Here is a 21,464-nt window from a genome sequence, read left to right on the forward strand (position 1 = left end):
TATGGAAGATTTTATTTATTTCTTTTCTTTTCAGGATCCCAATGTACTGATGGTCGTAGTAGGAATATCCCTCCTTTCAATCAGTGCTGCCATGGTAGGAACATTCACCTTCCTGGATAAGAAAGCTCTTATTGGTGATGCCATTTCACATGCTGTATTACCAGGAGTTTGCCTGGCTTTTATGCTATCAGGCAATAAGAATCCCTACTGGATAGTTTCTGGTGCATTTATTACCGGAGCCTTATCCACTTATATCATCAGCTGGATTTCGAATTATACCAAACTAAAGGAAGACACCGTCATTGCAGCGGTATTATCCATATTCTTTGGATTGGGAATCGTCATCATGACGCAATTACAGCAAACAGGAAATGCTGCTCTCTCTGGCTTGGATCATTTTATTTTTGGGAATGCCATCTCTATTGTCAGAAAGGACTTGTTAGTATATGGCATCCTTGCCCTGACCATTATTCTAGTTATACTTTTCTTTTACAAAGAATTTAAAGTAATGGTCTTTAACAGATCATTTGCACAAAGCATCGGACTACCGGTAAAAAGATTGGAATTCCTGTTTAATTCATTGATGGTACTTGCAGTAGTCACAGGCATACAAGCCATTGGGGTAGTATTAATGGCTGCCCTGCTCATCACACCTGCCGCAGCAGCCAAGTTTTGGACAGATCGACTGGACCGGATGCTGATCATTGCAGTAGTGTTTTCCCTAATTTCCGGAATTGTTGGTGCCTATATTTCCTTTGCTCTTCCCCATATGCCTACTGGCCCTTGGGTAGTAATTGTACTTTCCTTAATCGCCTTTTTATCCTTTTTCTTCTCCGTAAAAAAAGGAGTTTTGACCAAGTGGATTGCAAAGAGAAATTATCAAAGAAAAATTCATTCTGACCATATTCTTAAGGCACTTTTTGGGGCTTGGGAAAAGGGCAAACAAGGCCTGAAAACTGAAAATATTTTCAATATATTCCCTGGTAAAAACTTTAAAACCCAGTATTCAATCAATAAATTAAATAAAAAAGGATATATAACTGAAAATCAATCAATAATAAAACTTACTGAATCAGGTTTAACCGAAGCCAAAAGGATCGTTAGATTGCATAGATTATGGGAATTATATATGACTGAATATATGAATATAGCCCCGGATCATGTACACGACAGTGCTGAAAAGTTAGAACATATTATTACCCCTGAACTAGAATCCAAATTGGATAGAAACCTTAATTTTCCAAAAGCGGATCCACATCATTCTATCATTCCTAGAGACCCCAAGAAACCATGAGTTTTGATCCAAATGCTTTCATTATTATCGTAACCGGATCCATGATTGCTATATCATGTGGATTATTGGGTGTGTTTTTAATGCTTAGAAAAATGGCCATGACAGGAGATGCCATTTCCCATGCCGTATTACCAGGAATTGTCCTAGCTTTTATGATCTCCGGAAGTCGTCATGGATTGGCCATGGTAATAGGCGCTGGTTTGGTAGGAATTATTGCCACTGTATTTATCGAATATTTAAGCAATAAGGTCAAGTTACAATCAGACGCATCCATTGGTATCACCTTTACCTCCCTATTTGCCATAGGTATTATATTAATCACCTTCCTTGCCAATAAAATAGACCTTGATCAGGACTGTGTACTTTATGGAGAAATTGCCTACGTTCCCATAGATCTATGGATATCAGGATCTGGACAAATTCTTGGACCACGAGTCACCTATTTATCCTTAATTAACCTAATACTGGTCAGTCTATTTATTTACCTGTTTTTCAAAGAACTTAAAATCAGCACATTTGATAAGGAGTTTGCAGCAAGTATTGGGCTTTCTACTGTAGGGGTCAATTATGGATTGATGGGAATGGTATCATACACTACTGTTAGTTCATTTGAAGCTGTAGGCGCTATTTTGGTAGTAGCGCTATTGGTGGTTCCACCTGCAACTGCCTATCTATGGAGTAAGGACCTAAATAAACTGATTAAGATCACCATAGCATTAGGCATCATCGTTTCAATTGCCGGTTATTATTTGGCTTTCGCTTTGAATAGCTCCATTGCTGGCGCCATGGCTTCTGTTGCGGGTCTTATATTCTTTGTTAGCGTAATTTTACAAAGGAAACAATTGCCCCTTATCAAGAAAAAATTAAGCAGTTTAAAAACCGGAGAAGCCAATACCCTTTAATGAGTTAAATGCTTCAGCAAAATATCCTAACGCTTCTAATAACTTTATAAACTCGTTTATCTGTACTATATTTTTTATAAGTGGTAATTATGCGAGTTTAAGCAAATTTATTTATTCAATTTAGTATCTATATTTAATACATAAATAAACACTTAATCAAACCACTACCTATGAAACTTAAATTAGCATTAGGCACCTTTGTTTTGTTATTGATGAACGTATTTGTAGTCTTGGCCCAAAAAGTCCAAGACCGCAGTATCTATGAGATCAAAATTTATCATATCAGTAGTACCGATCAGGAAAAAACCATTGATCAATTTTTAGAAAAAGCTTATATCCCTGCAATGCATAGCAAAGGCATAAAACATATTGGGGTATTTAAGCCAATAGCATCAGATGAACTAAATGGTAAAAGAATTTATGTGTTTACCCCTTACTCTTCAGCAAATGAATATATGGACATAAGTTCTAACCTACATTTGGAAGATTTGAAAAACGGAAAGAATTATCAGTACGCCTCACATGAAAAGCCTCCTTTTGATAGAATGGAATCCATTTTACTTAAGGCTTTTAGTGATATGCCCGGATATGATGTCCCCAAACTGAAGGGACCTAAAAAAAATAGAATATATGAATTGAGGAGCTATGAGAGTCCGACCGAAAAACTTTTCCATAATAAGGTAAAAATGTTCAATAGCGGAGAAGTGGAAATCTTTGATAACCTTGGTTTCAATGCTGTTTTCTATGGAGAAGTAATTTCAGGCCCATCCATGCCCAATCTGATGTACATGACTTCATTTGATAATATGGATGTGGAGAAGGAAAAATGGAAATCATTTTCAGATGACCCTGCTTGGAATAAACTAAAAGTAGACCCTGAATACCAAAACAATGTATCGCACATTGACAAATACTTCCTCTACCCGACCGATTATTCAGAACTATAATAAAAAAATCCCTTTAGAAATTATCTAAAGGGATTTTTTATGTTTTCTTAGTTTCCTTATTCTTTCGGAGGAGTGATCATTATATGGGCCCTGTGAGTTCCTGGATCCATTATCCAAGGCATACCGGGAGCTTCAGGCTTAAGTGGTAATCCAGTACTTTCCACAGTTGCAAAAGGGATATAAACAACATAGCGGAAATGACCATTTTTCACTTCTCCAGTATTGGCATCATAATCTTCTTCATTGGCAGAAAGTACAAATAAGGTAGCCCCATTAGTGGGCATATATAATTTTCTGCTTTTAACTTCTTCCTCACGGATATCAAAAATCTCCTTAAAATTCTTCCCTTCTTTTCTCAACTCTCGACCTCTTTCCATAAAAGCCTCCAAATCCTTATGGTAGCAGGAAGCATTAAAGCCTTCCTTTGTAGGATCATCAGCAATACAAATAAGTTCATTGGTTCCGTGACGCAAAATGACCAACTCTCCTTCCTTATCAAAACCATAAACAGTTGCTGCTAGTCTTCCTTCCTCAGGTGCTGCCAGGACTGCAGATTTTATTTGACTCTCTTTGGAAGGAAATGAACTTTGCCCTAGCACTGGTAAAGTTGTAATTGCTACTAAAAAAAAGATTAGGATAGATCTCATAGTAAATTATTATATGGTTTACCCTAATTTACTATACTTTTATCAAAAAGTAAGGCATTTATTCTTGAGTATTGACTGTCATTAATAAATGATCTCTATTCCTCGAACATAGATTTTAAATCGTTTAGAATGGATTCCACCTCTTCTTTTTTAATATCAAAACTCTCATCATGTTTGCTATTATTCTGAAAGTGATTCCAATGCTTTTCGGCCTTCTTGATGGTCCTAGGAGTGATATCAAACTCAGTATAATCAAGGTAGTCCTTGGCTATAAAAGACGCTTTAAAATTACCAAAAAGGTAAAGCCTTAAGATATCCACAAACTTTGAACTCAAGTCAAAACCTTCTAAGGCTTGCACAAAGGTACCGTTTTTCATCTTGTTATTCTTATCATGAATAACCTCCAATAATGGTTCCAAAGCTGCTTGATTATCTTCCATGGCTGATAAAGCCCTAGCTGCCAAATAGCCACTTTCAATATCATCACCTTTCAAAACATCCACTAACTTTTGGAGCACTTCCTCCCCTCCAATTTCTGCCAGTTGGTCTGCATAAACATAAGCTTCCTCTTCTTGCTTATCACACATTTTCTGAATCAAAAGGTCAATATTTGCCGCCATATTTGTTGAATTTTTCAGTACTTTGACAAAGATAATTGGATAATTTACAAGGGCGATACTATTGAACTAAATTCCTGGATATGGAGGAAAGATTGATCACAGCAAGTGAATGTGAAAAGTTAATGGAAAAGTTAGCCACCTACACTTTTCAACAGGAATACCAACCTCAAAGAAATATATTAATCTTAAGCGAAGGCAATGAAAAAAAATTGCAAATACGCTTTCCTATTTATTGGCATTCTGCAAAGGATCAAAATAGAAATCAATTAGACCAGACGAACTATGTACTACTGATGATCCGCTCAGGTATAGCCACCGTCGGATATTTTGAAAATGGAGAGAATATGGACCATAAGGTTTTTAGGGCTTATATGGTAAGAAAAAAACAAGGCAAAAGCCAGATTAAACACCTTAAAACCAAGGGAAAATCAAGAGCAGGTTCAAGGGTAAGACTAGCGGAAACACTGGAATTTTTTGAGGACATCAATGAAAGGCTCCAATATTATTTCGATGAATTCAGGGTAGATAAAATTGGATTGAGTTGTGCCACCACCCTCATTCCTTATCTATTTGGCAGTAAAAAAGCAACGCCATTTGATAAAGACGATTCTAGGCTATTTAAGATTCCAAAACACATAGCCAATCCTACTTATGAGGCATTATTGGATACCAATAAATTTATGCTCCAATCTGAAATTCAATATGATCAAAGTCTAAATGAATTGATAGAAGGGCTTTTGATTTCTTCATCTTCTAGGCCTGGATCTACTGAAGATGAAGAAGAAGATTGGTAAAAAAATAAACCAGATTGGAAGCTCCCAACACTTAAAAACTAGGCTGAAATAACTTTCAATCTGGTTCTATAAAATATTATCAAGCAGACTCTCCATGTTGGGAAATATCCAAGCCCATTTCTTCATATTCATCCCTTACTCTCAGTGTTACAAACTTATTAAGTAGGAAAAATATGATATAAGCCATTCCGAATGAGAATATAGATACTCCCAATAGAACTAACATATGTGATCCAAACACTGACCAGCCCCCATGCAATAAACTTGAACCTTCTGGTTGGGCAAAAATGGCGGTCAAAATCATACCCATGATTCCCCCTACACCATGGCAGGCAAAAACATCCAATGTATCATCCATTTTCTTCAAAGACTTAGCATTGACAGCCAAATTAGAGACTATGGCTCCTATAAAACCAAAAAACATACTTTGTGGAATGGTAATAAAACCAGCGGCTGGGGTAATCACCACCAAACCTACTACAGCTCCAATACATGCACCCATTGCTGAAATCTTCCTTCCTTGCATCCGATCAAAAAACACCCATGTCATCATTGCAGTAGCAGAGCTAATGGTAGTCGTGGCAAAGGCGATAGCTGCAGTTCCATCAGCAGCTAAGGACGAACCGGCATTAAAACCAAACCAACCAAACCATAACATGCCAGTTCCCAACATTACGTAGGTCACATTCGATGGAGCATGATGTTGATTTCTTCTTTTCCCAATAAATATAGCTCCTGCCAAGGACGCCAAACCTGCACTAATATGTACCACTGTTCCTCCTGCAAAATCCAATACACCAAAATATGCTCCAATCAAACCATCAGGATGCCATACCATATGACAAAGCGGGGCATAAACCAATACCACAAAAATCCCTATAAAAAACAGGTAACCAATAAACCTCACCCTTTCTGCAAAGGAACCAGTAATGATGGCAGGTGTAATCACTGCAAACTTCATTTGAAATAAAGCAAAAAGTACAAATGGAATACTACTCGCTATACCAATATGGGGTAACTGACCGACTTGATCAAAAAACATATACTGAAATGGATTACCGATCAACCCATAGAGCTTACCATCTATTTCTATTCCTATAGGATCCCCAAATGAAAGACTGAAACCAATAACCGCCCAAACCATGGTTACCACACCCAGGGAAATGAAACTTTGGAGCATGGTAGAGATCACATTTTTCTTTCCTACCATTCCTCCATAAAATAAAGAGAGCCCGGGTGTCATTAGCAATACCAAACAGGATGCGGTCAATAACCAGGCAATATCTGCAAAAACTAAATCATCCTCTGAACCAAAATTTTCTACAATCGGCTCAGCTGTTTCCCAAAAAAGCCCTACTAAGGAAGCAATAATGATTGTCCCAAAGGCTACTTTCCACTTTTTCTTCATACTATTTCAAAATTTGGGATCAAAATTAAATCAATTTTTCGGCATTTCCAGAATTTTTTGAAAAACATAGTTTTTAAAAAAAAATCGAAATTTTACGTATTCATTCTCTTCATTTCACTACCTTATTATATTTCAATTTTGCTAATACTTTTTAAGCTTTCAGAAAAATAATATTCATCGTATTTTAAAAAATACTCTTTTATTGATATAGGTATAAATTGACCAGCTCATAAACACATTGGACACCCAATATTGTATATAAAATTTATTGAAAATCAATAGTTTAAATCCTAATAAATAATTCAGTTTTAGTTAAATTAAACAATATTCAATTCTTATTTAAAAAGGATCCATAGATCCTAGCCATAAGGTACCTATTATTTACTTTTAATATGATTCCATTAAAAATGAGACTTTCCTTTATTCTCATATTCTACATTAATTGTTTTTTTCAGTTTAATGTATTTGGACAAAACCATCATTTTTGGACTAGAAATTATGGAAGTGAATCCATGCTCCTGAACGGTTCTGTTATTGGAAGTGTAGAGGATTTAGGAGCAGTTTATTATAACCCTGCGAGGTTGGGCTTAATAAAAAACCCTGCATTCGTCATTAGTGCAGATGTGTATGAACTCAATAATTACAAAATTGAAGATGCCATAGGAAGCCGAGCAGATCTAAACAAATCTAATTTTGGAGGCGCCCCTAGTTTGGCTGCTGGATCCATAAAAATGAAAAGCAATTCCAAGCATTCATTTGCCTATGCCATTCTTTTAAGAAGTAATAATGATTTTGGTATAAACTACAATAATGAGAATGAACGTGATATTATGCCATCAATTGCTGGAAATGAATTGGTAGAAGGTGAAGTAGACCTTGTAAATAATTCAAAGGATCATTGGTTTGGAGGAAGTTGGGCTTATGCCATTAAAGAGAATTTGAGTGTTGGAACATCGGTTTTTGTATCAAAATTAAGCTCCAGTAAAGGTAATATATACAATATAAGAGCTTTGGATAATAATGGTGATGTCAGTGTTTATGAATATAACCGGAATTATCAGATTCAAAGTTATGGCCTACTTGCCAAATTTGGCTTAGCCTATACCTTGGATGATTGGAATTTAGGATTAACCATAACCACTCCTAGAATACTAATAAGTGGAAAAGGCAAATACAATTTTTATAATTACTTCTCCTTCCCTCCTGAAAATGAAATAAATGATATTTATGCCAATAGCTACCAAGATGATCTAGATATTAAATTAAAAACGCCCTTTTCCATAGGATTTGGCGCTGGTTATATGCTAAGCAAAAAAAATATTATCCACTTCAGCGCAGAATATTTCCATCGAGTAAAGAACTTTGATGTCTTGAAAGCTGAGCCCCATAATATGCAAAGCCAACCTGATTCCACTATTAATTTCTCTTTGATAGATGGTTATAAGAGTATCCTGAATATTGGTATGGGAGGAGAATGGTATCTAAATGAAAATATTAGCCTTTATGGATCAATAAGTACTGACTTTAATTCAAGTCCTAAGGAAGTGTATAGTTTTGTCAGCCAAATGCCCATTGCTTCAAATATGGAATTTGATGCTGATTACCTGCATATCGCGGTCGGTACATTGGTCACTATTAAAGGTGCAGACTTTACATTGGGAGCAACCCATACCGGTGGAAAAAGTAATTATTCCCAACCTGTCAACTTACCCCTGCAAAATGTCAACTATGACCCGATAGAAACAGATGACTCAGGTACAATTAAGTGGTCCAGATGGCAATTTATAATTTCTGTCTCCATTCCCTTCTTTAAAGATTATGTAAAGAAAATTGAGGATAAAATTGGGCTGTAGTCATTTCAATAATGTGAAAGGAAAAATGAATGAGGCTGTCTCTTATATAGAAACAGCCTCATTTATTATGCTTAATTTGTCAATTTTATAAGTCTCTTCCGCTTAATTCCTTAATGATTAAAAATTAAAACCATGATAACATGAAGAAAAGCCCATTAGTCAAAAGAACAATGATGTTTTGATAAGAAATATTTCAACTATATTCTTCCCAAAAATCCGACAACTCATAAGGACTATCGTGCTGGGTCCATAGCTTTCCATCCGTAAACCTATACGGTCCATCCAACTTATTTAAGCTATCTATATCTGATTGACTCAAAGTTAAGTTAGTAGCATCCAAATTCTCAGCTATCCTTTTCGCATTAACAGATTTAGGGATAACTGCGATATCCCTACTCATTCCCCAAGCTAGAACCACCTGAGCGACGGTAACATTATGATTTTTTGCAATGGAAGAAACAGTATCATTTTCTAGCAAAATCGGTAAATCTAAGCCACCTGCTCCCTTCGTCCTATAGGCAGCCCCCAAAGGAGCATAGGCTGTTAAATGAATACCTTCACTTTTGCAGAAATCCACCAACTCGTTTTGTGAAAGGAATGGATGCATTTCCACTTGGTTCATTTCGGGCTTAATCTTAGCTGAACCAAGAATTTCCTTGAGTTTCTTTATCTTGAAATTAGAAACACCAATATGCCTCACTTTGCCTGTTGCCGATAATTCTTCCATCGCTTCCCAAGTACTAGTAAGCGGGATATCATCCAAACTTTCAAAATCTTCTTTCTTCTCTGGAAAATCTACTCCATGCTTAAGTGCTAGCGGCCAATGCACTAAATAGAGATCCAAATAATCTAACTGAAGGTCTTTCAATGTTTGCTCTAAAGCAGGCTTCACATGTTCAGGCCTGTGGGAATCATTCCATAATTTGGAAGTAATCCAGAGTTCCTCTCTTATTACCAGCCCATCCTTAAAAGCTTTGGCAAAAGCCTCACCTATTTCCTTTTCATTTTTATAAATATAAGCACAATCAAAATGCCTATAGCCTAATTTCAAAGCAGTAATAATGGCTTCATAGACTTCTCCAGGCTTGGATTGCCAAGTGCCAAGGCCAAAAATGGGCATCTTGTCCCCATTATCAAAAGTTAAGGTTTTCATGTTAATTAAGATTTTTATGGATTGTCCCTTTCATAAAAGATTATACTAAAACTACACCTTTTGAAAGGGATTTAAAAACTTGAAAGTTCCAATTTTCAATCCTAAAATTAAAAATTTCAAAATGTGCTAGGATACTGCTATTAGTAATCAATTCTTCAATCAACTACTCCGATAGCATTAATACCTCCTTTTAAATGGACTACATTATTTAATCCCTGTTCTTTCAAGTATTTAAGCGCCTTATCACTTCTTTGACCAGACTGACAAAGAAGCAAAACTCGATCCATTGACTTAAGTTCAACAACCTTCTCAGGTAGCATTTGTAATGGAATGTTTATTCCACCTCTATTAAAGTTGGAAAATTCTGTTTCTGATCTTACATCTACAATTCTTGTCGACCAATATAGTTCTGATTTTATAAAATCAACTGCTTCTATTTCGACCAAACCAGCTTCTATTTCACAAGCATAATCCTTACTTTCCAATTTATCAATTTCCTTATTCTCTTTAATTAAAGTATATCTCATTACACATTGACTATTGGTCAAAGCATTGGTAATAAGTAATTTTCCTGATAATGGTTCACCAATTCCAGTTAGAATTTTGATCACTTCATTGGCTTGTAAAGTACCGATCAAACCAGGCAGAACACCGATAACTCCTATCTCACTACAATTTGGCGCATCCAATGGATAAGGAGGCTCTGGAAATAAACACCTATAGGTAGGCCCATCCTCTCCATAATTAAATACACTTACCTGACCTTCAAATTCCAATATGGAACCAAATACAACTGGAATCCCCAAAATCACAGCAGCATCATTGATCAAATAGCGTGATTCAAAATTATCTGTTCCATCCACTACCACATCATAGCCCGACATAATTTTCAATGCATTATCGACATTCAAGAATTCTTCATAGGTGAAAATGCTAATGTCTGGATTTTGGGCACTTAACTTAGCTTTGGCACTTAAAGATTTGAATGCTCCTATATCATTATCTCCAAACAGCACTTGCCTTTGTAAGTTGGATATTTCCACCTTATCCCCATCTACAATCCCAATAGTTCCTACACCAGCTGCCACAAGGTATTGTAAAACCGGGCATCCCAAGCCTCCAGCACCAATTACCAAAACCTTGCTGGCTAATAACCTCTCTTGTTTTTCCTTCCCAAAACCCGGTAAGGAATAGTGACGACTATATCTTTCTGAACTATTCTGCATATTGTAAAATTTGATCCCAGTCCTTCCAAACTGCTTGGTAACCATTATTTTTCAATAATGCCGCAATTTCTTTTGGACTCCTTTCATCGGAAATTTCAAATTGTTCCAAAGACTGTTTCTCCACAGCATAACCACCGGGATTGGTTTTAGAACCTGCACTCATGGAGGTAATCCCTAACTTGATGACATGGTTACGGAAATGTTCAGTTTCTCTGGTAGATAGAGATAATTCTACATCAGGGTCCAGCAATCTATACGCACAGATCAATTGCACCAATTCTCTATCACTCATGGCCACTTTAGGCTCTTGTCCACCTGAAAATGGTCTTAACCTTGGAAAAGAAATCGCATATTTGGTTTTCCAATACTTCTTTTCCAAATATTGGAGGTGCATGGCCGTATAAAAACTATCTACCCTCCAATCTTCAAGACCTATTAAAGAACCTATACCAATCTTATGAATACCTGCTTTTCCCAAGCGGTCAGGAGTTTCTAATCGATAATCAAAATTTGATTTCTTTCCCTTCGGATGATGTTCCTTATAAGTTTCTCGGTAGTAGGTTTCTTGATAGACCAATACACTGTGCAGCCCACTTAGTATAAGCCGCTCATATTCATCTTGGTCAAGAGGCTGAACCTCAATACTTACATTGGAAAAATAAGGTTTAACCAACTGTATGGCATGTTCCAAATAATCCACTCCTACAGTCTTATTGGCTTCCCCGGTTACCAAAAGCACATGGTCAAAGCCCATAGACTTTAAAACTTCCACTTCCATAAGAATTTCCTTATCGCTAAGGGTTTTCCTACGGACCTTATTGTTCAAGCTAAAGCCACAATATGTACAAATATTTTGACATTCATTCGAAAGGTAAAGTGGTGCAAAAAGCTGCATATTATTTCCAAATCGCTGCAAAGTCAGTTCCCTGCTTTGTCTGGCCATGGTTTCCAGATAAGGTGCTGCAATTGGAGAAATCATCACTAAAAAGTCATCAAGACTTTTTTCTTTTTTTGCCAATACCCTTTCAATATCCTGCTTTGTAAATGTATCCAATCGCGCTTGGATTTCATCAGGTGAGTATTTGGCGAGGATATCTTTAAATTCCATCATAAAGAAAGAAATTCGGTTAAAGGGCTACTTGAATCTGCTTGAGCACTAACTGCAGCAGGACCGCATTCATAGGCTGTTCGACCTGCTTCCACAGCCATTCTGAAAGCATCAGCCATTTTTACCGGATCTTGCGCAACAGCAATGGCCGTATTGACCAATACAGCATCAGCACCTATTTCCATCGCTTGGGCCGCATGGGAAGGCACGCCCAAACCTGCATCTACCACCACAGGCACATTGCTTTGCTCGATAATAATCTTAAGGAAATCAAGCGTCTTCAATCCATTATTACTTCCAATTGGAGAACCCAATGGCATCACTGCTGCTGCTCCAACCTCTTCTAATCTTTTGCATAACACTGGATCGGCATGTATATAAGGAAGCACTATAAAACCCGCTTTTACCAATTCCTCTGTTGCCTTCAAAGTCTCGATAGGATCAGGTAGTAAATATTTGGGGTCTGGGTGAATTTCCAATTTTACCCAATTGGTTTCCAATGCTTCCGCTGCCAGCTGAGCAGCAAAAACTGCTTCTTTAGCTGTTCTTACACCAGAAGTATTGGGCAATAGGTTGATGCGCTGATGAGATAAATGTGCCAGCATATCATCGTGTTCGCTCTTCACGTCCACCCTTCTCAAAGCTACAGTAACTAGTTCCGATTCAGAAATCTCCAAAGATTCTTGCATCAGCTCATAGCTGGGAAACTTCCCTGTACCTGTAAATAGTCTCGATGTAAATGTCTTATTGGCTATAGTTAGCATAATCAAATGTTTTTGTAATGTGTTCAATAATCAGTTTTTGGTTTTCGGACTTATGAATCAACCCCGAAAGTGCCACGCCATAAATTCCTGTGGTGCTTAAATCATCAATATCCAATTCCTTAATACCACCTATTCCCAAAACTGGAATATCAATCCCTTTAAGCCTAAGGGACTCCATGATTGAACGATACCCTTCTTTTCCTAAAATTGGGCTCAGCTTTTTCTTGGTATCAGTAAACCTGAAAGGCCCTAAGCCAATATAATCTGCTGTTTCTGCCACTTCTAGAATATCTTCCAAACTATTGGCTGTCGCGCCTATGATCAACTTACTTCCATATCTTTCCCTGATATAAGCCACTTTTTTGTCTTCCTTTCCAACATGAACACCCGATGCACGCACCTTATGAGCTATTTCAGGATGATCATTGATAATCAGTTGACATCCGTATTGGTCACAAATATTCTTGGCTTTTGAAGCTGTTTGAAGGATGGTTTCTTTTGGAAATTCCTTCATCCTAAGTTGAACCCAGTCTGTCCCATTTTCGCATACCTGTTTGATATTATACAAATAATCATCCTGATGGTCTAAATTTGGTGTTATATAGTGTAAGGTGCTGATTTGCTTATCTTGCATGAATTAATTCTTTATTTATTCCCTTAAAAGCAGAAGTTCTAGAAGCTACATCTACTTCTTTCCATATCTCACCCATCATTACCACACCATCAAACCCCATTGCTTTAACTTTTAAAATATTACTACGACTAATCCCTCCCAAAGCATATAAGGAAAAACCAAGTTGCCGTTTATCATGATGCATCCAGTTCCTTAATGCTTGATGGTCAAATCCAGCCCTATAACCTTGCTTTGAAATACTATCAAAAATGGGACTTATAAAGCCATAATCCAGTACTCTATTTTCTACTTCCAATAGTTCATTTAAATGATGGAAGGATTTTGACTTTCTTAATGAAGAGGCTAAAATTTTCTGATCGCTCTTAAAATGACAGCCACCCAACCCCAAATCAGTCGCCAGTTTCAAATCACCATGCAAACTGATTTTTGAATAGTGTTCAACAGGAATAGATTTAACTAGTTTTTCGATTCCAATATTAGTCCAATCGGGTTTTCGAATGTGCAATCGAGAAAGCCCCTGATCCAACAATTGGACCAGGCTTTCTTCCTCTTTTTCAGGGTAGTTTGGATCTGTTATCAGCAATAAGTCCATTACTGGTTGAGGTAGATTTCTCCGCCCTTATCGGTAAATTCCTCCGCTTTTTCCTTCATACCTTTTTCAATAGCATCTACCCCATCGAGTCCTTTTTGGTCCGCATAATCACGAACATCTTGGGTTATCTTCATAGAACAGAAATTTGGCCCGCACATGCTGCAAAAATGAGCCACTTTTGCCCCATCAGCAGGTAAGGTTTCATCATGAAAAGCCCTTGCTGTATCAGGATCTAAGGATAGGTTAAATTGATCTTCCCATCTAAACTCAAATCTGGCCTTACTCAGTGCATCATCCCTATGCTGAGCTCCTGGATGGCCTTTGGCCAAATCTGCTGCATGGGCAGCTATTTTATAAGTGATCACGCCATCTTTAACATCCTTCTTATCCGGTAAACCCAAATGCTCTTTAGGTGTAACGTAACAAAGCATAGCACAACCATACCAACCGATCATTGCAGCTCCTATTCCTGATGTAATATGGTCATAACCAGGTGCTATATCTGTTGTCAATGGACCTAAGGTATAAAAAGGTGCTTCTCCACATTCCACCAGTTGCTTATCCATATTCTCCTTGATCATATGCATTGGAATATGACCTGGTCCTTCTATGATGGTTTGTACATCATGCTTCCAAGCAATCTTGGTAAGCTCTCCCAAGGTTTCCAATTCGGCAAATTGTGCTTGATCATTGGCATCTGCAATAGAACCAGGTCGCAATCCATCACCTAAAGAGAAGGTTACATTATACGCCTTCATGATCTCACAGATTTCCTCAAAATGAGTATACAAGAAATTCTCCTTATGATGTGCCAAACACCATTTTGCCATAATGGAACCTCCTCTGGAAACTATGCCTGTTACTCTTTTGGCCGTCAATGGAACATATCTTAACAAAACCCCCGCATGAATGGTAAAATAATCCACCCCCTGCTCGGCCTGTTCGATCAAAGTATCCCTAAAAAGTTCCCAAGTTAGGTCTTCTGCCTTGCCGTTAACCTTTTCTAAGGCTTGATAAATCGGTACTGTCCCAATAGGCACAGGACTATTTCTCAATATCCACTCTCGGGTTTCATGAATATTTTTCCCTGTTGAAAGGTCCATGATGGTATCTGCTCCCCATCTACATGCCCAAACAGCCTTTTCCACCTCTTCCTCAATACTTGAGCCAATGGCTGAGTTGCCAATGTTTGCATTGATTTTAACCAAAAAATTCCTACCAATGATCATTGGCTCTGCCTCGGGATGGTTAATATTGGCTGGAATAACTGCCCTGCCTTGAGCCACCTCTTCTCGGACAAATTCTGGTGTAATATGATTTTTAGGGGTATTTGCCCCGAAGTTTTGTCCAGGATGTTGCTTGGTTAATTCTTCTTGCTCCGTAATTCTTTGGTTTTCCCTAATGGCTATATATTCCATCTCTGGTGTAATAATGCCCTTCTTTGCATAATGCATCTGACTGACATTTCTTCCTTTCTTGGCTTTCAAGGGAGGTTTTACTAATTCAAAACGAAATTTATCCAAGGCTGGATTATCTAATCTTCTTTGACCATACTCCGAAGTTAGTTTATCCAATTGCTCCACGTCACCGGTAGATTTAATCCACTCTTCTCTTAATCTGGGCAATCCTTTTTTTACATCAATTTGAATATTGGGATCAGTAAAGGGGCCACTAGTATCATATACAGTTACGGGGGCATTTTGCTCTACAGTTTGGTGCCTATCCAAATGAGAGACGGTATCATGTAGGCCGATTTCCCGCATGGCCACTTTTATAGGGTGAATTTCACCTGAAACATAAACCTTTTTAGAATTTGGAAATGGATCAGTCGTAATAATATTGTCCATTTCCTGTTGATTGATATCCTTCATAGTTAATATAGATTATCCACCTTGCGTGGCTTTAATGATTAAAATGTCATCGTTTTCTTTGAGCTTAAAATCATCCCATCTGGATTTGGGAATTACCTCTTGGTTTACGGCTACAGCAAGACCACGGAGTGAACTAATATCTTGATTGGCCAACAATCCTGATAAAGTAATATCCCCGTTTGCATGAACCATTGGCTCACCATTAAGGAGAAAATTCATAAGAATAAACTTTAATAATTAAGAAAATAACTTCAGGAATGAAGATAATCTGTCGGAAGGACGCTTCACTTTTCCCTTCGCCCGCATTACCGGGATCAGGTTCAGAGGGTATGTCTCAGCCCCGATTGTTTATCGGAACACCCCTAAAGTTTTTATTACGTGTTTACAAAGGTATGGTCATTAGCCAATTTCCAAAATGTTTTGGAAATTTTCTTTTATGATCAAAAAGTATTAGCTCTAAAAATCATTCCACAAGACCTTGTAAAACAGATACATCACCATCAATATGATCCGGAATAGGTAAATTTAGAATTTCACAAATGAACGGATAAATATGAATGTTCTCAAAGGAATTAATTTCTATACCATTTTTGATAGCTGGACCATTTGCATAAAAGATACCATGCATCTCTTTGAATTTGGGGTGAAAACCATGTTCTCCAAATATATCGGTATCAAACATTCTTGACCTTTGGTTATACTTTACAAAACCTGATTTATCTATCAGATAATACCCCAAATCAGGAATTAGCATTAGATCTCCTAGTTTGGAATTATTGTCACCTGCATCACCATAATATTTTTTTGACCGAGGGTTTACCACCTTTACATGCTGAAGATTTTTCCTGATCCTTCTCCTTATTTTTGCCTTATCCTTGTATTTGTTCAGATAAATATGAAGAACAGAGCCATTATTATAATACTCCAAGGGAAGCCCCTCCAATACACTTTCTACATCCAATAAATTGTCTTTTCTTATATTGACCATTCCATGGTCAGATACGACCAAAATATTGACGTCCAAGCCTGTTTGCTTTGCGGCATTGAAAAGTACCCCAAGCTCAGCATCCAAACGAAGAACTGCCTCTTCGATTTTTTCGTCATTTTCTGGGCCATATCTATGGCCAGTATCGTCCAAATCTGAAAAATATAATGATATAAATCTAGGTCGCTGTCCATCTGGTAATGCAAGCCAATCTAAAACCTTTGCAATCCTCTCCATATTAGGCACCCCTCCATCATAATTGTAATAATAGCTCGGGCGATAGCCCAAAATTTCCGCTTCCGTTCCTATGAAAAAATAACTGGCTGCTTTCAAACCATTTTCCTCTGCTAGTACCCATATTGGCTTGCCTCCATACCATGATCCATCTTGAGCCCTTTTAGGATTGCTATTTTTATATTCCAACCTTCGAATTGGATCAAAAAAGAAATTATTTATCAATCCATGTTTTCCTGGAACCATACCAGTTGCTATGGAATAATGGCTAGGAAACGTTTTGGAGGGAAATGGAGGTATGAGGGATTGAGCACTAACACCAAGCTTGATGAATTTTGTTAAATTTTCTGGCTGAAACCTTTGAACATAATCATATCGGAAACCATCCAAAGAAATTAATATAACATATTGCTCTTTCTCCTGAGCATATGACTTAAAAACCAAACCCAAAAATAATAACAGGAAGAAATGTCTAATTACCTTCATAATGATGAAATAATGTCCAATATATGATAGTAAGATAAATGATACGATAATTTCAAATAAACAAATATTAGCATTTTGATATAAAAAAAGGCTGCTGAATTATTCAGCAACCTTTTTTTATATCTCTTTTGTGGACATATCAACCCTCCATCCAGTTTGGTCCTTCAAGTTCTTGCAATCTCTTATCATACTCAGCAGCTTTCGCTTCGTTTTTCAAACGTGTATGAATTTGGAACAAGATTCTCAAGATTTCAGTGTTTTCAGGTTTAAGGCTGGAAGCTTTTTCAAACAAAGGCAATGCTTTTTTGTAAAGTTCATCAGCTTCAGCTAACATATCATCGGATTTAGCTTCCCACTCATCATCTGGAAGGTTGTTCACTTCGTTGATGATATCTCTAGCTTTATCCACATAAACTGCAGCTGCATAATAATTACCCTCAAAGAAATCAGGATCTGTCTCTACTGCCTTCAAGTATTCTTCAAGAGCACCTTCTAAATCCCCAGATTGCTCTTTCAAATAACCATATCTCAAACGGATAGGAGCGTTATTAGGATCTTTTTCCAATGACTCTTCGATAGAAGCCATCGCTTCATCCATTTTTTCCAACTGCAATAATAACTGGATTTCAAATTCAGATAAGCCTTCATCCATTGGATACTCTTCTCTAGCCTCTTTTACCAATCGATAAGCCTCTTCTTGATCCTCATCTTCTGTGTTGGCAATTTGAATCAAGAAATAATAAGCGTTCAACTTATTATAATCAGGGTTATCCAGTAACAAAGTCAAATATTTCTTTGCTTCTTCGTAGTTTTCACTAGCATTCGCTGTATATCCAGCATTAAAAACAATTGAAGTATCAGCAGGATCAATATCGGCTGCCAGTCCAAAGAACTTAGATGCAAGATCCATTTCTTCCTCATCATACTTGGCTATAGCCTTGTCCACAGAAGAATTCTTCAATTTATAAAGGCCTTCTCCCTGTAGGTTTTCAGGCAAACCCGGAACTACTTCTTTGAAAATATCTTTCCCTAATTTACTGGTGGAATCATTACCATCCATTTCAAATGCTTTGTAAAAAGCATTGAAAGCATTTCTACCTTTATCTACAGTCCCTTGAGTATTGGAAGAATCCAATACATATTGGCTGGTCAAAATTTTTCCTTTTATAAAATATGTTTCAGGATCAGCACCCGTCTCAGGATCTTGAGTCGCCTTTTCAATTTCTGAAAGTGCAGTAGCCAACTCTCCTTTTCTTAGGCTCTTTTCCGCAGATCTTACTACCTTTTTTTGGCCAAAGGCTACCGTTGAAGCCAAACCGACCAAAGTCAATGATAAAATTAATTTTTTCATTTTGATTTATTTATTCCTCTATTGGTTTTTAGGTCTCACTTGAATTATCATCAGGGGAAGCAGCATCTCCATCAGCAGACTCAGGATTCTCTGAAGAAGTTTCATTCAGCTCATCTTGAAGCTCCTCCTCTTCAATTTCTACATTTTCAATTTTTTCAATCGATGAAATCTCATCGTTATCATTAAGTTTAATCAATCGAACACCTTGTGTAGCTCGACCCATCACCCTTAAGCCTGATACAGGAGTTCTGATAATTATTCCTGATTTGTTAATGATCATCAAATCATCAGAATCTACCACTTCTTTTATAGCAACCAGACTACCTGTTTTCTCTGTGATATTCATGGCTTTTACGCCCTTACCACCTCTATTGGTAATTCTGTACTCTTCAACAGGACTACGCTTACCATAACCTTTTTCAGAAACTACCAATAAGGTAGCATCATCCCTAGATACACAAACCATGCCAACCACATAGTCCTTATCATCAGATAAAGTAATGGCTTTCACCCCTGTAGCGGTCCTGCCCATAGGTCTAACAGCTGACTCGTTAAAATGAATCGCCCTACCTGATTTAGCAGCAATGATAATATGAGAATCACCATGGGTAAGTTCTACATTCAGCAATTGATCATCCTCCCTAATGTTCAAGGCTATAATACCATTCGATCTAGGTCTGGAATATTGCTCCAAGGTAGTTTTCTTGATAATTCCCTGCTTGGTAGTCATTACCAAGAAATTGTTCTGGATATAGTCCTCATCATTCAGGTCTGCTACTTGAATGATTGATCTTATTTTATCCTCAGATTGAATATTGATCAAGTTCTGAATCGGTCGACCCTTAGCAGCTTTACTTCCCTCTGGGATGGCATAGGTCTTTAACCAGAATAGTTTACCTAAATCAGTAAAGATCAATAAATAGTTATGCGTAGATGCTGAGAATATATATTCTGTATAATCATCATCCTTGGTACTTACTCCCCTCGAACCAACACCTCCTCTTCCTTGTGTTCTATATTCTTTAAGCGCAGTTCTTTTCACATATCCTTGATGGGATACAGTAATAATTACTTCCTCATTAGGAATCATATCTTCGTAACTGAAATCTTCCGCATTATGCTCAATGATGGTACGACGCTCATCAGCATATTTCTCTCGTATTTCAATTAGTTCAGTTTTGATGATATCCATTCTCCTCTCCTTATTGGCCAAGATATCCTTAAGATCCTCTATCAATATCATCAACTCCTCATACTCCTTCTCTATCTTCTCCCTTTCCATTCCGGTAAGACGCTGTAGTCTCATATCCAAAATAGCGCGGGCCTGAATCTCAGTCAACTCAAATTTCTCCATCAATCCATTTCTGGCCGTTTCTGGATCCCTCGAGTTTCTGATTAGATTGATTACTTCATCAAGATTATCTAGAGCGATAAGATATCCTTGAAGGATATGTGCACGTTTTTCAGCCTCTCTTAGTTCATACTCAGTTCTCCTGGTTACCACCTCATGTCTATGGTTCACATAGTGGACAATCAGGTCCTTCAGGTTCAATGTATGCGGTCTACCTTTTACCAAGGCTACATTATTGATACTGAAAGAAGTTTGGAGCTGTGTCTGCTTATACAAGTTGTTAAGCACCACATTGGCGATGGCGTCTTTTTTCAACTCATATACAATGCGCATTCCATGACGGTCAGACTCATCTCTGATAGCGGAAATTCCCTCTAACTTTTTCTCTTGAATAAGTTGAGCTGTTTTCTCGATCATATTAGCCTTATTAACCAAGTAAGGAATCTCATTGATAATGATCATTTCCTTACCGCTATCCTTGGTTTCTATAGTAGCTTTACCGCGCATGACAACTCGGCCTCTACCCGTTTCAAAGGCATTTTTGACGCCATTATAACCATAAATGATACCACCAGTTGGGAAATCAGGAGCAATAATATACTTCATCAATTCTTCTATGGTGATCTCATTATTGTCTATATATGCGACAATCCCGTCTATAACCTCTCCCAAATTGTGAGGGGCCATATTGGTAGCCATACCTACTGCGATACCAGAAGCTCCATTAAGCAATAAAGCTGGAATTTTAGCAGGCAATACCACGGGTTCCTTCAAGGAATCATCGAAGTTTAGCTGGAAATCCACCGTCTCCTTATTGATATCAATCAATAATTCCTCGGCAATTCTCTTCAGCCTCGCTTCGGTATAACGCATGGCCGCTGGATTATCACCATCGATGGAACCAAAGTTTCCTTGAGGGTCTACCAATGGATAACGCAATGACCACTCTTGGGCCATCCTAACCATGGTTTCGTATACAGCACTATCACCATGTGGGTGATACTTACCTAATACTTCCCCTACGATCCTTGCTGATTTTTTATAAGGCTTATTGTGAAGGACGCCCAATTCCTGCATTCCGAATAGGATTCTGCGGTGAACTGGCTTCATCCCATCTCTTACATCTGGGAGTGCCCTGGAAACAATAACCGACATCGAATAATCGATGTAGGCCCCACGCATTTCCTCCTCAATGTTAATCGGTATAATGTTCTCGTTTTCTCCTTGAGCCATATTTTGTAGTT

19 protein-coding genes and 1 riboswitch are annotated in these 21,464 nt (G+C 37.6%); of the genes, 5 read left to right on the plus strand and 14 right to left on the minus strand.

Annotated elements, in window-relative coordinates:
- The first annotated feature begins 1 nt into the window (after position 1).
- The 3 genes from H7U17_RS16570 (at position 2) to H7U17_RS16580 (ending at position 3,143) form a co-directional block, all read left to right on the plus strand.
- Complete coding sequence (locus H7U17_RS16570; RefSeq protein WP_186757868.1) at positions 2–1,294, plus strand: metal ABC transporter permease; 1,293 nt, start codon at positions 2–4, stop codon at positions 1,292–1,294.
- On the plus strand, positions 1,291–2,196 hold the full coding sequence (locus H7U17_RS16575) for a metal ABC transporter permease (RefSeq protein WP_186757869.1): 906 nt from the start codon (positions 1,291–1,293) through the stop codon (positions 2,194–2,196). The genes H7U17_RS16570 and H7U17_RS16575 overlap by 4 nt, the downstream gene beginning before the upstream one ends.
- 170 nt (positions 2,197–2,366) lie before the next feature.
- Entirely contained in the window at positions 2,367–3,143 is a 777-nt protein-coding gene (locus H7U17_RS16580) for an NIPSNAP family protein (protein ID WP_186757870.1), read from the plus strand.
- A gap of 56 nt (positions 3,144–3,199) precedes the next feature.
- Here the strand turns inward: H7U17_RS16580 and H7U17_RS16585 are convergent, their stop codons facing one another.
- A complete protein-coding gene (locus H7U17_RS16585; protein ID WP_186757871.1) occupies positions 3,200–3,790 on the minus strand; it encodes a hypothetical protein in 591 nt (196 codons plus the stop codon).
- Positions 3,791–3,885: 95 nt separating this feature from the next.
- Positions 3,886–4,410 carry a HEAT repeat domain-containing protein gene (locus H7U17_RS16590; protein ID WP_186757872.1) on the minus strand — a complete coding sequence of 175 codons (525 nt, stop codon included), beginning with the start codon at positions 4,408–4,410 and terminating at the stop codon, positions 3,886–3,888.
- Positions 4,411–4,490: 80 nt separating this feature from the next.
- On the opposite strand from H7U17_RS16590, the gene H7U17_RS16595 reads away from it, so the two are divergent.
- A complete protein-coding gene (locus tag H7U17_RS16595; protein ID WP_186757873.1) occupies positions 4,491–5,204 on the plus strand; it encodes a hypothetical protein in 714 nt (237 codons plus the stop codon).
- 79 nt (positions 5,205–5,283) lie between these two features.
- Here H7U17_RS16595 and H7U17_RS16600 read toward each other — a convergent pair whose 3' ends face one another.
- A complete protein-coding gene (locus tag H7U17_RS16600) occupies positions 5,284–6,612 on the minus strand; it encodes an ammonium transporter (protein WP_186757874.1) in 1,329 nt (442 codons plus the stop codon).
- Positions 6,613–7,124: 512 nt separating this feature from the next.
- Here H7U17_RS16600 and H7U17_RS16605 point away from each other — a divergent pair.
- Entirely contained in the window at positions 7,125–8,465 is a 1,341-nt protein-coding gene (locus tag H7U17_RS16605; protein WP_230981461.1) for an OmpP1/FadL family transporter, read from the plus strand.
- Positions 8,466–8,658: 193 nt separating this feature from the next.
- On the opposite strand, the gene H7U17_RS16610 is transcribed toward H7U17_RS16605, so the two are convergent.
- The 11 genes from H7U17_RS16610 to gyrA all read right to left on the minus strand — a co-directional run bounded on the left by H7U17_RS16610 (position 8,659) and on the right by gyrA (position 21,453).
- Positions 8,659–9,618 (minus strand): aldo/keto reductase, encoded by a 960-nt coding sequence (locus H7U17_RS16610; RefSeq protein WP_186757876.1) that lies wholly within the window; start codon positions 9,616–9,618, stop codon positions 8,659–8,661.
- Between the two features lie 155 nt (positions 9,619–9,773).
- Positions 9,774–10,844 carry a ThiF family adenylyltransferase gene (locus H7U17_RS16615; protein WP_186757877.1) on the minus strand — a complete coding sequence of 357 codons (1,071 nt, stop codon included), beginning with the start codon at positions 10,842–10,844 and terminating at the stop codon, positions 9,774–9,776.
- Positions 10,834–11,955, minus strand: a complete 1,122-nt coding sequence (gene thiH, locus H7U17_RS16620; protein WP_186757878.1) for a 2-iminoacetate synthase ThiH — start codon at positions 11,953–11,955, stop codon at positions 10,834–10,836. Before thiH ends, H7U17_RS16615 begins: the two co-directional genes overlap by 11 nt.
- A complete protein-coding gene (locus tag H7U17_RS16625; protein ID WP_186757879.1) occupies positions 11,952–12,716 on the minus strand; it encodes a thiazole synthase in 765 nt (254 codons plus the stop codon). Before H7U17_RS16625 ends, thiH begins: the two co-directional genes overlap by 4 nt.
- Positions 12,697–13,350, minus strand: coding sequence for a thiamine phosphate synthase (gene thiE / locus H7U17_RS16630; RefSeq protein ID WP_186757880.1), 654 nt, complete (start codon positions 13,348–13,350; stop codon positions 12,697–12,699). The genes H7U17_RS16625 and thiE overlap by 20 nt, the downstream gene beginning before the upstream one ends.
- Positions 13,340–13,942, minus strand: a complete 603-nt coding sequence (locus H7U17_RS16635; RefSeq protein WP_186757881.1) for a thiamine phosphate synthase — start codon at positions 13,940–13,942, stop codon at positions 13,340–13,342. Before H7U17_RS16635 ends, thiE begins: the two co-directional genes overlap by 11 nt.
- On the minus strand, positions 13,942–15,813 hold the full coding sequence (thiC, locus tag H7U17_RS16640; RefSeq protein WP_317172754.1) for a phosphomethylpyrimidine synthase ThiC: 1,872 nt from the start codon (positions 15,811–15,813) through the stop codon (positions 13,942–13,944). Before thiC ends, H7U17_RS16635 begins: the two co-directional genes overlap by 1 nt.
- 12 nt (positions 15,814–15,825) lie before the next feature.
- The gene (gene thiS, locus H7U17_RS16645; RefSeq protein WP_186757882.1) at positions 15,826–16,032 is read right to left on the minus strand and encodes a sulfur carrier protein ThiS; all 207 of its coding nucleotides are present in this window, start codon (positions 16,030–16,032) and stop codon (positions 15,826–15,828) included.
- A gap of 55 nt (positions 16,033–16,087) precedes the next feature.
- Positions 16,088–16,187: riboswitch (TPP riboswitch) on the minus strand.
- Positions 16,188–16,276: 89 nt separating this feature from the next.
- Positions 16,277–17,518, minus strand: a complete 1,242-nt coding sequence (locus H7U17_RS16650; protein ID WP_186757883.1) for an alkaline phosphatase family protein — start codon at positions 17,516–17,518, stop codon at positions 16,277–16,279.
- Positions 17,519–17,657: 139 nt separating this feature from the next.
- Complete coding sequence (locus H7U17_RS16655; RefSeq protein ID WP_186757884.1) at positions 17,658–18,869, minus strand: tetratricopeptide repeat protein; 1,212 nt, start codon at positions 18,867–18,869, stop codon at positions 17,658–17,660.
- Positions 18,870–18,897: 28 nt separating this feature from the next.
- Positions 18,898–21,453, minus strand: coding sequence for a DNA gyrase subunit A (gyrA, locus tag H7U17_RS16660; RefSeq protein WP_186757885.1), 2,556 nt, complete (start codon positions 21,451–21,453; stop codon positions 18,898–18,900).
- Between the last annotated feature and the right edge of the window lie 11 nt (positions 21,454–21,464).

The organism is Echinicola salinicaeni, from assembly GCF_014280965.1.
GTDB classification, from domain to species: domain Bacteria; phylum Bacteroidota; class Bacteroidia; order Cytophagales; family Cyclobacteriaceae; genus Echinicola; species Echinicola salinicaeni.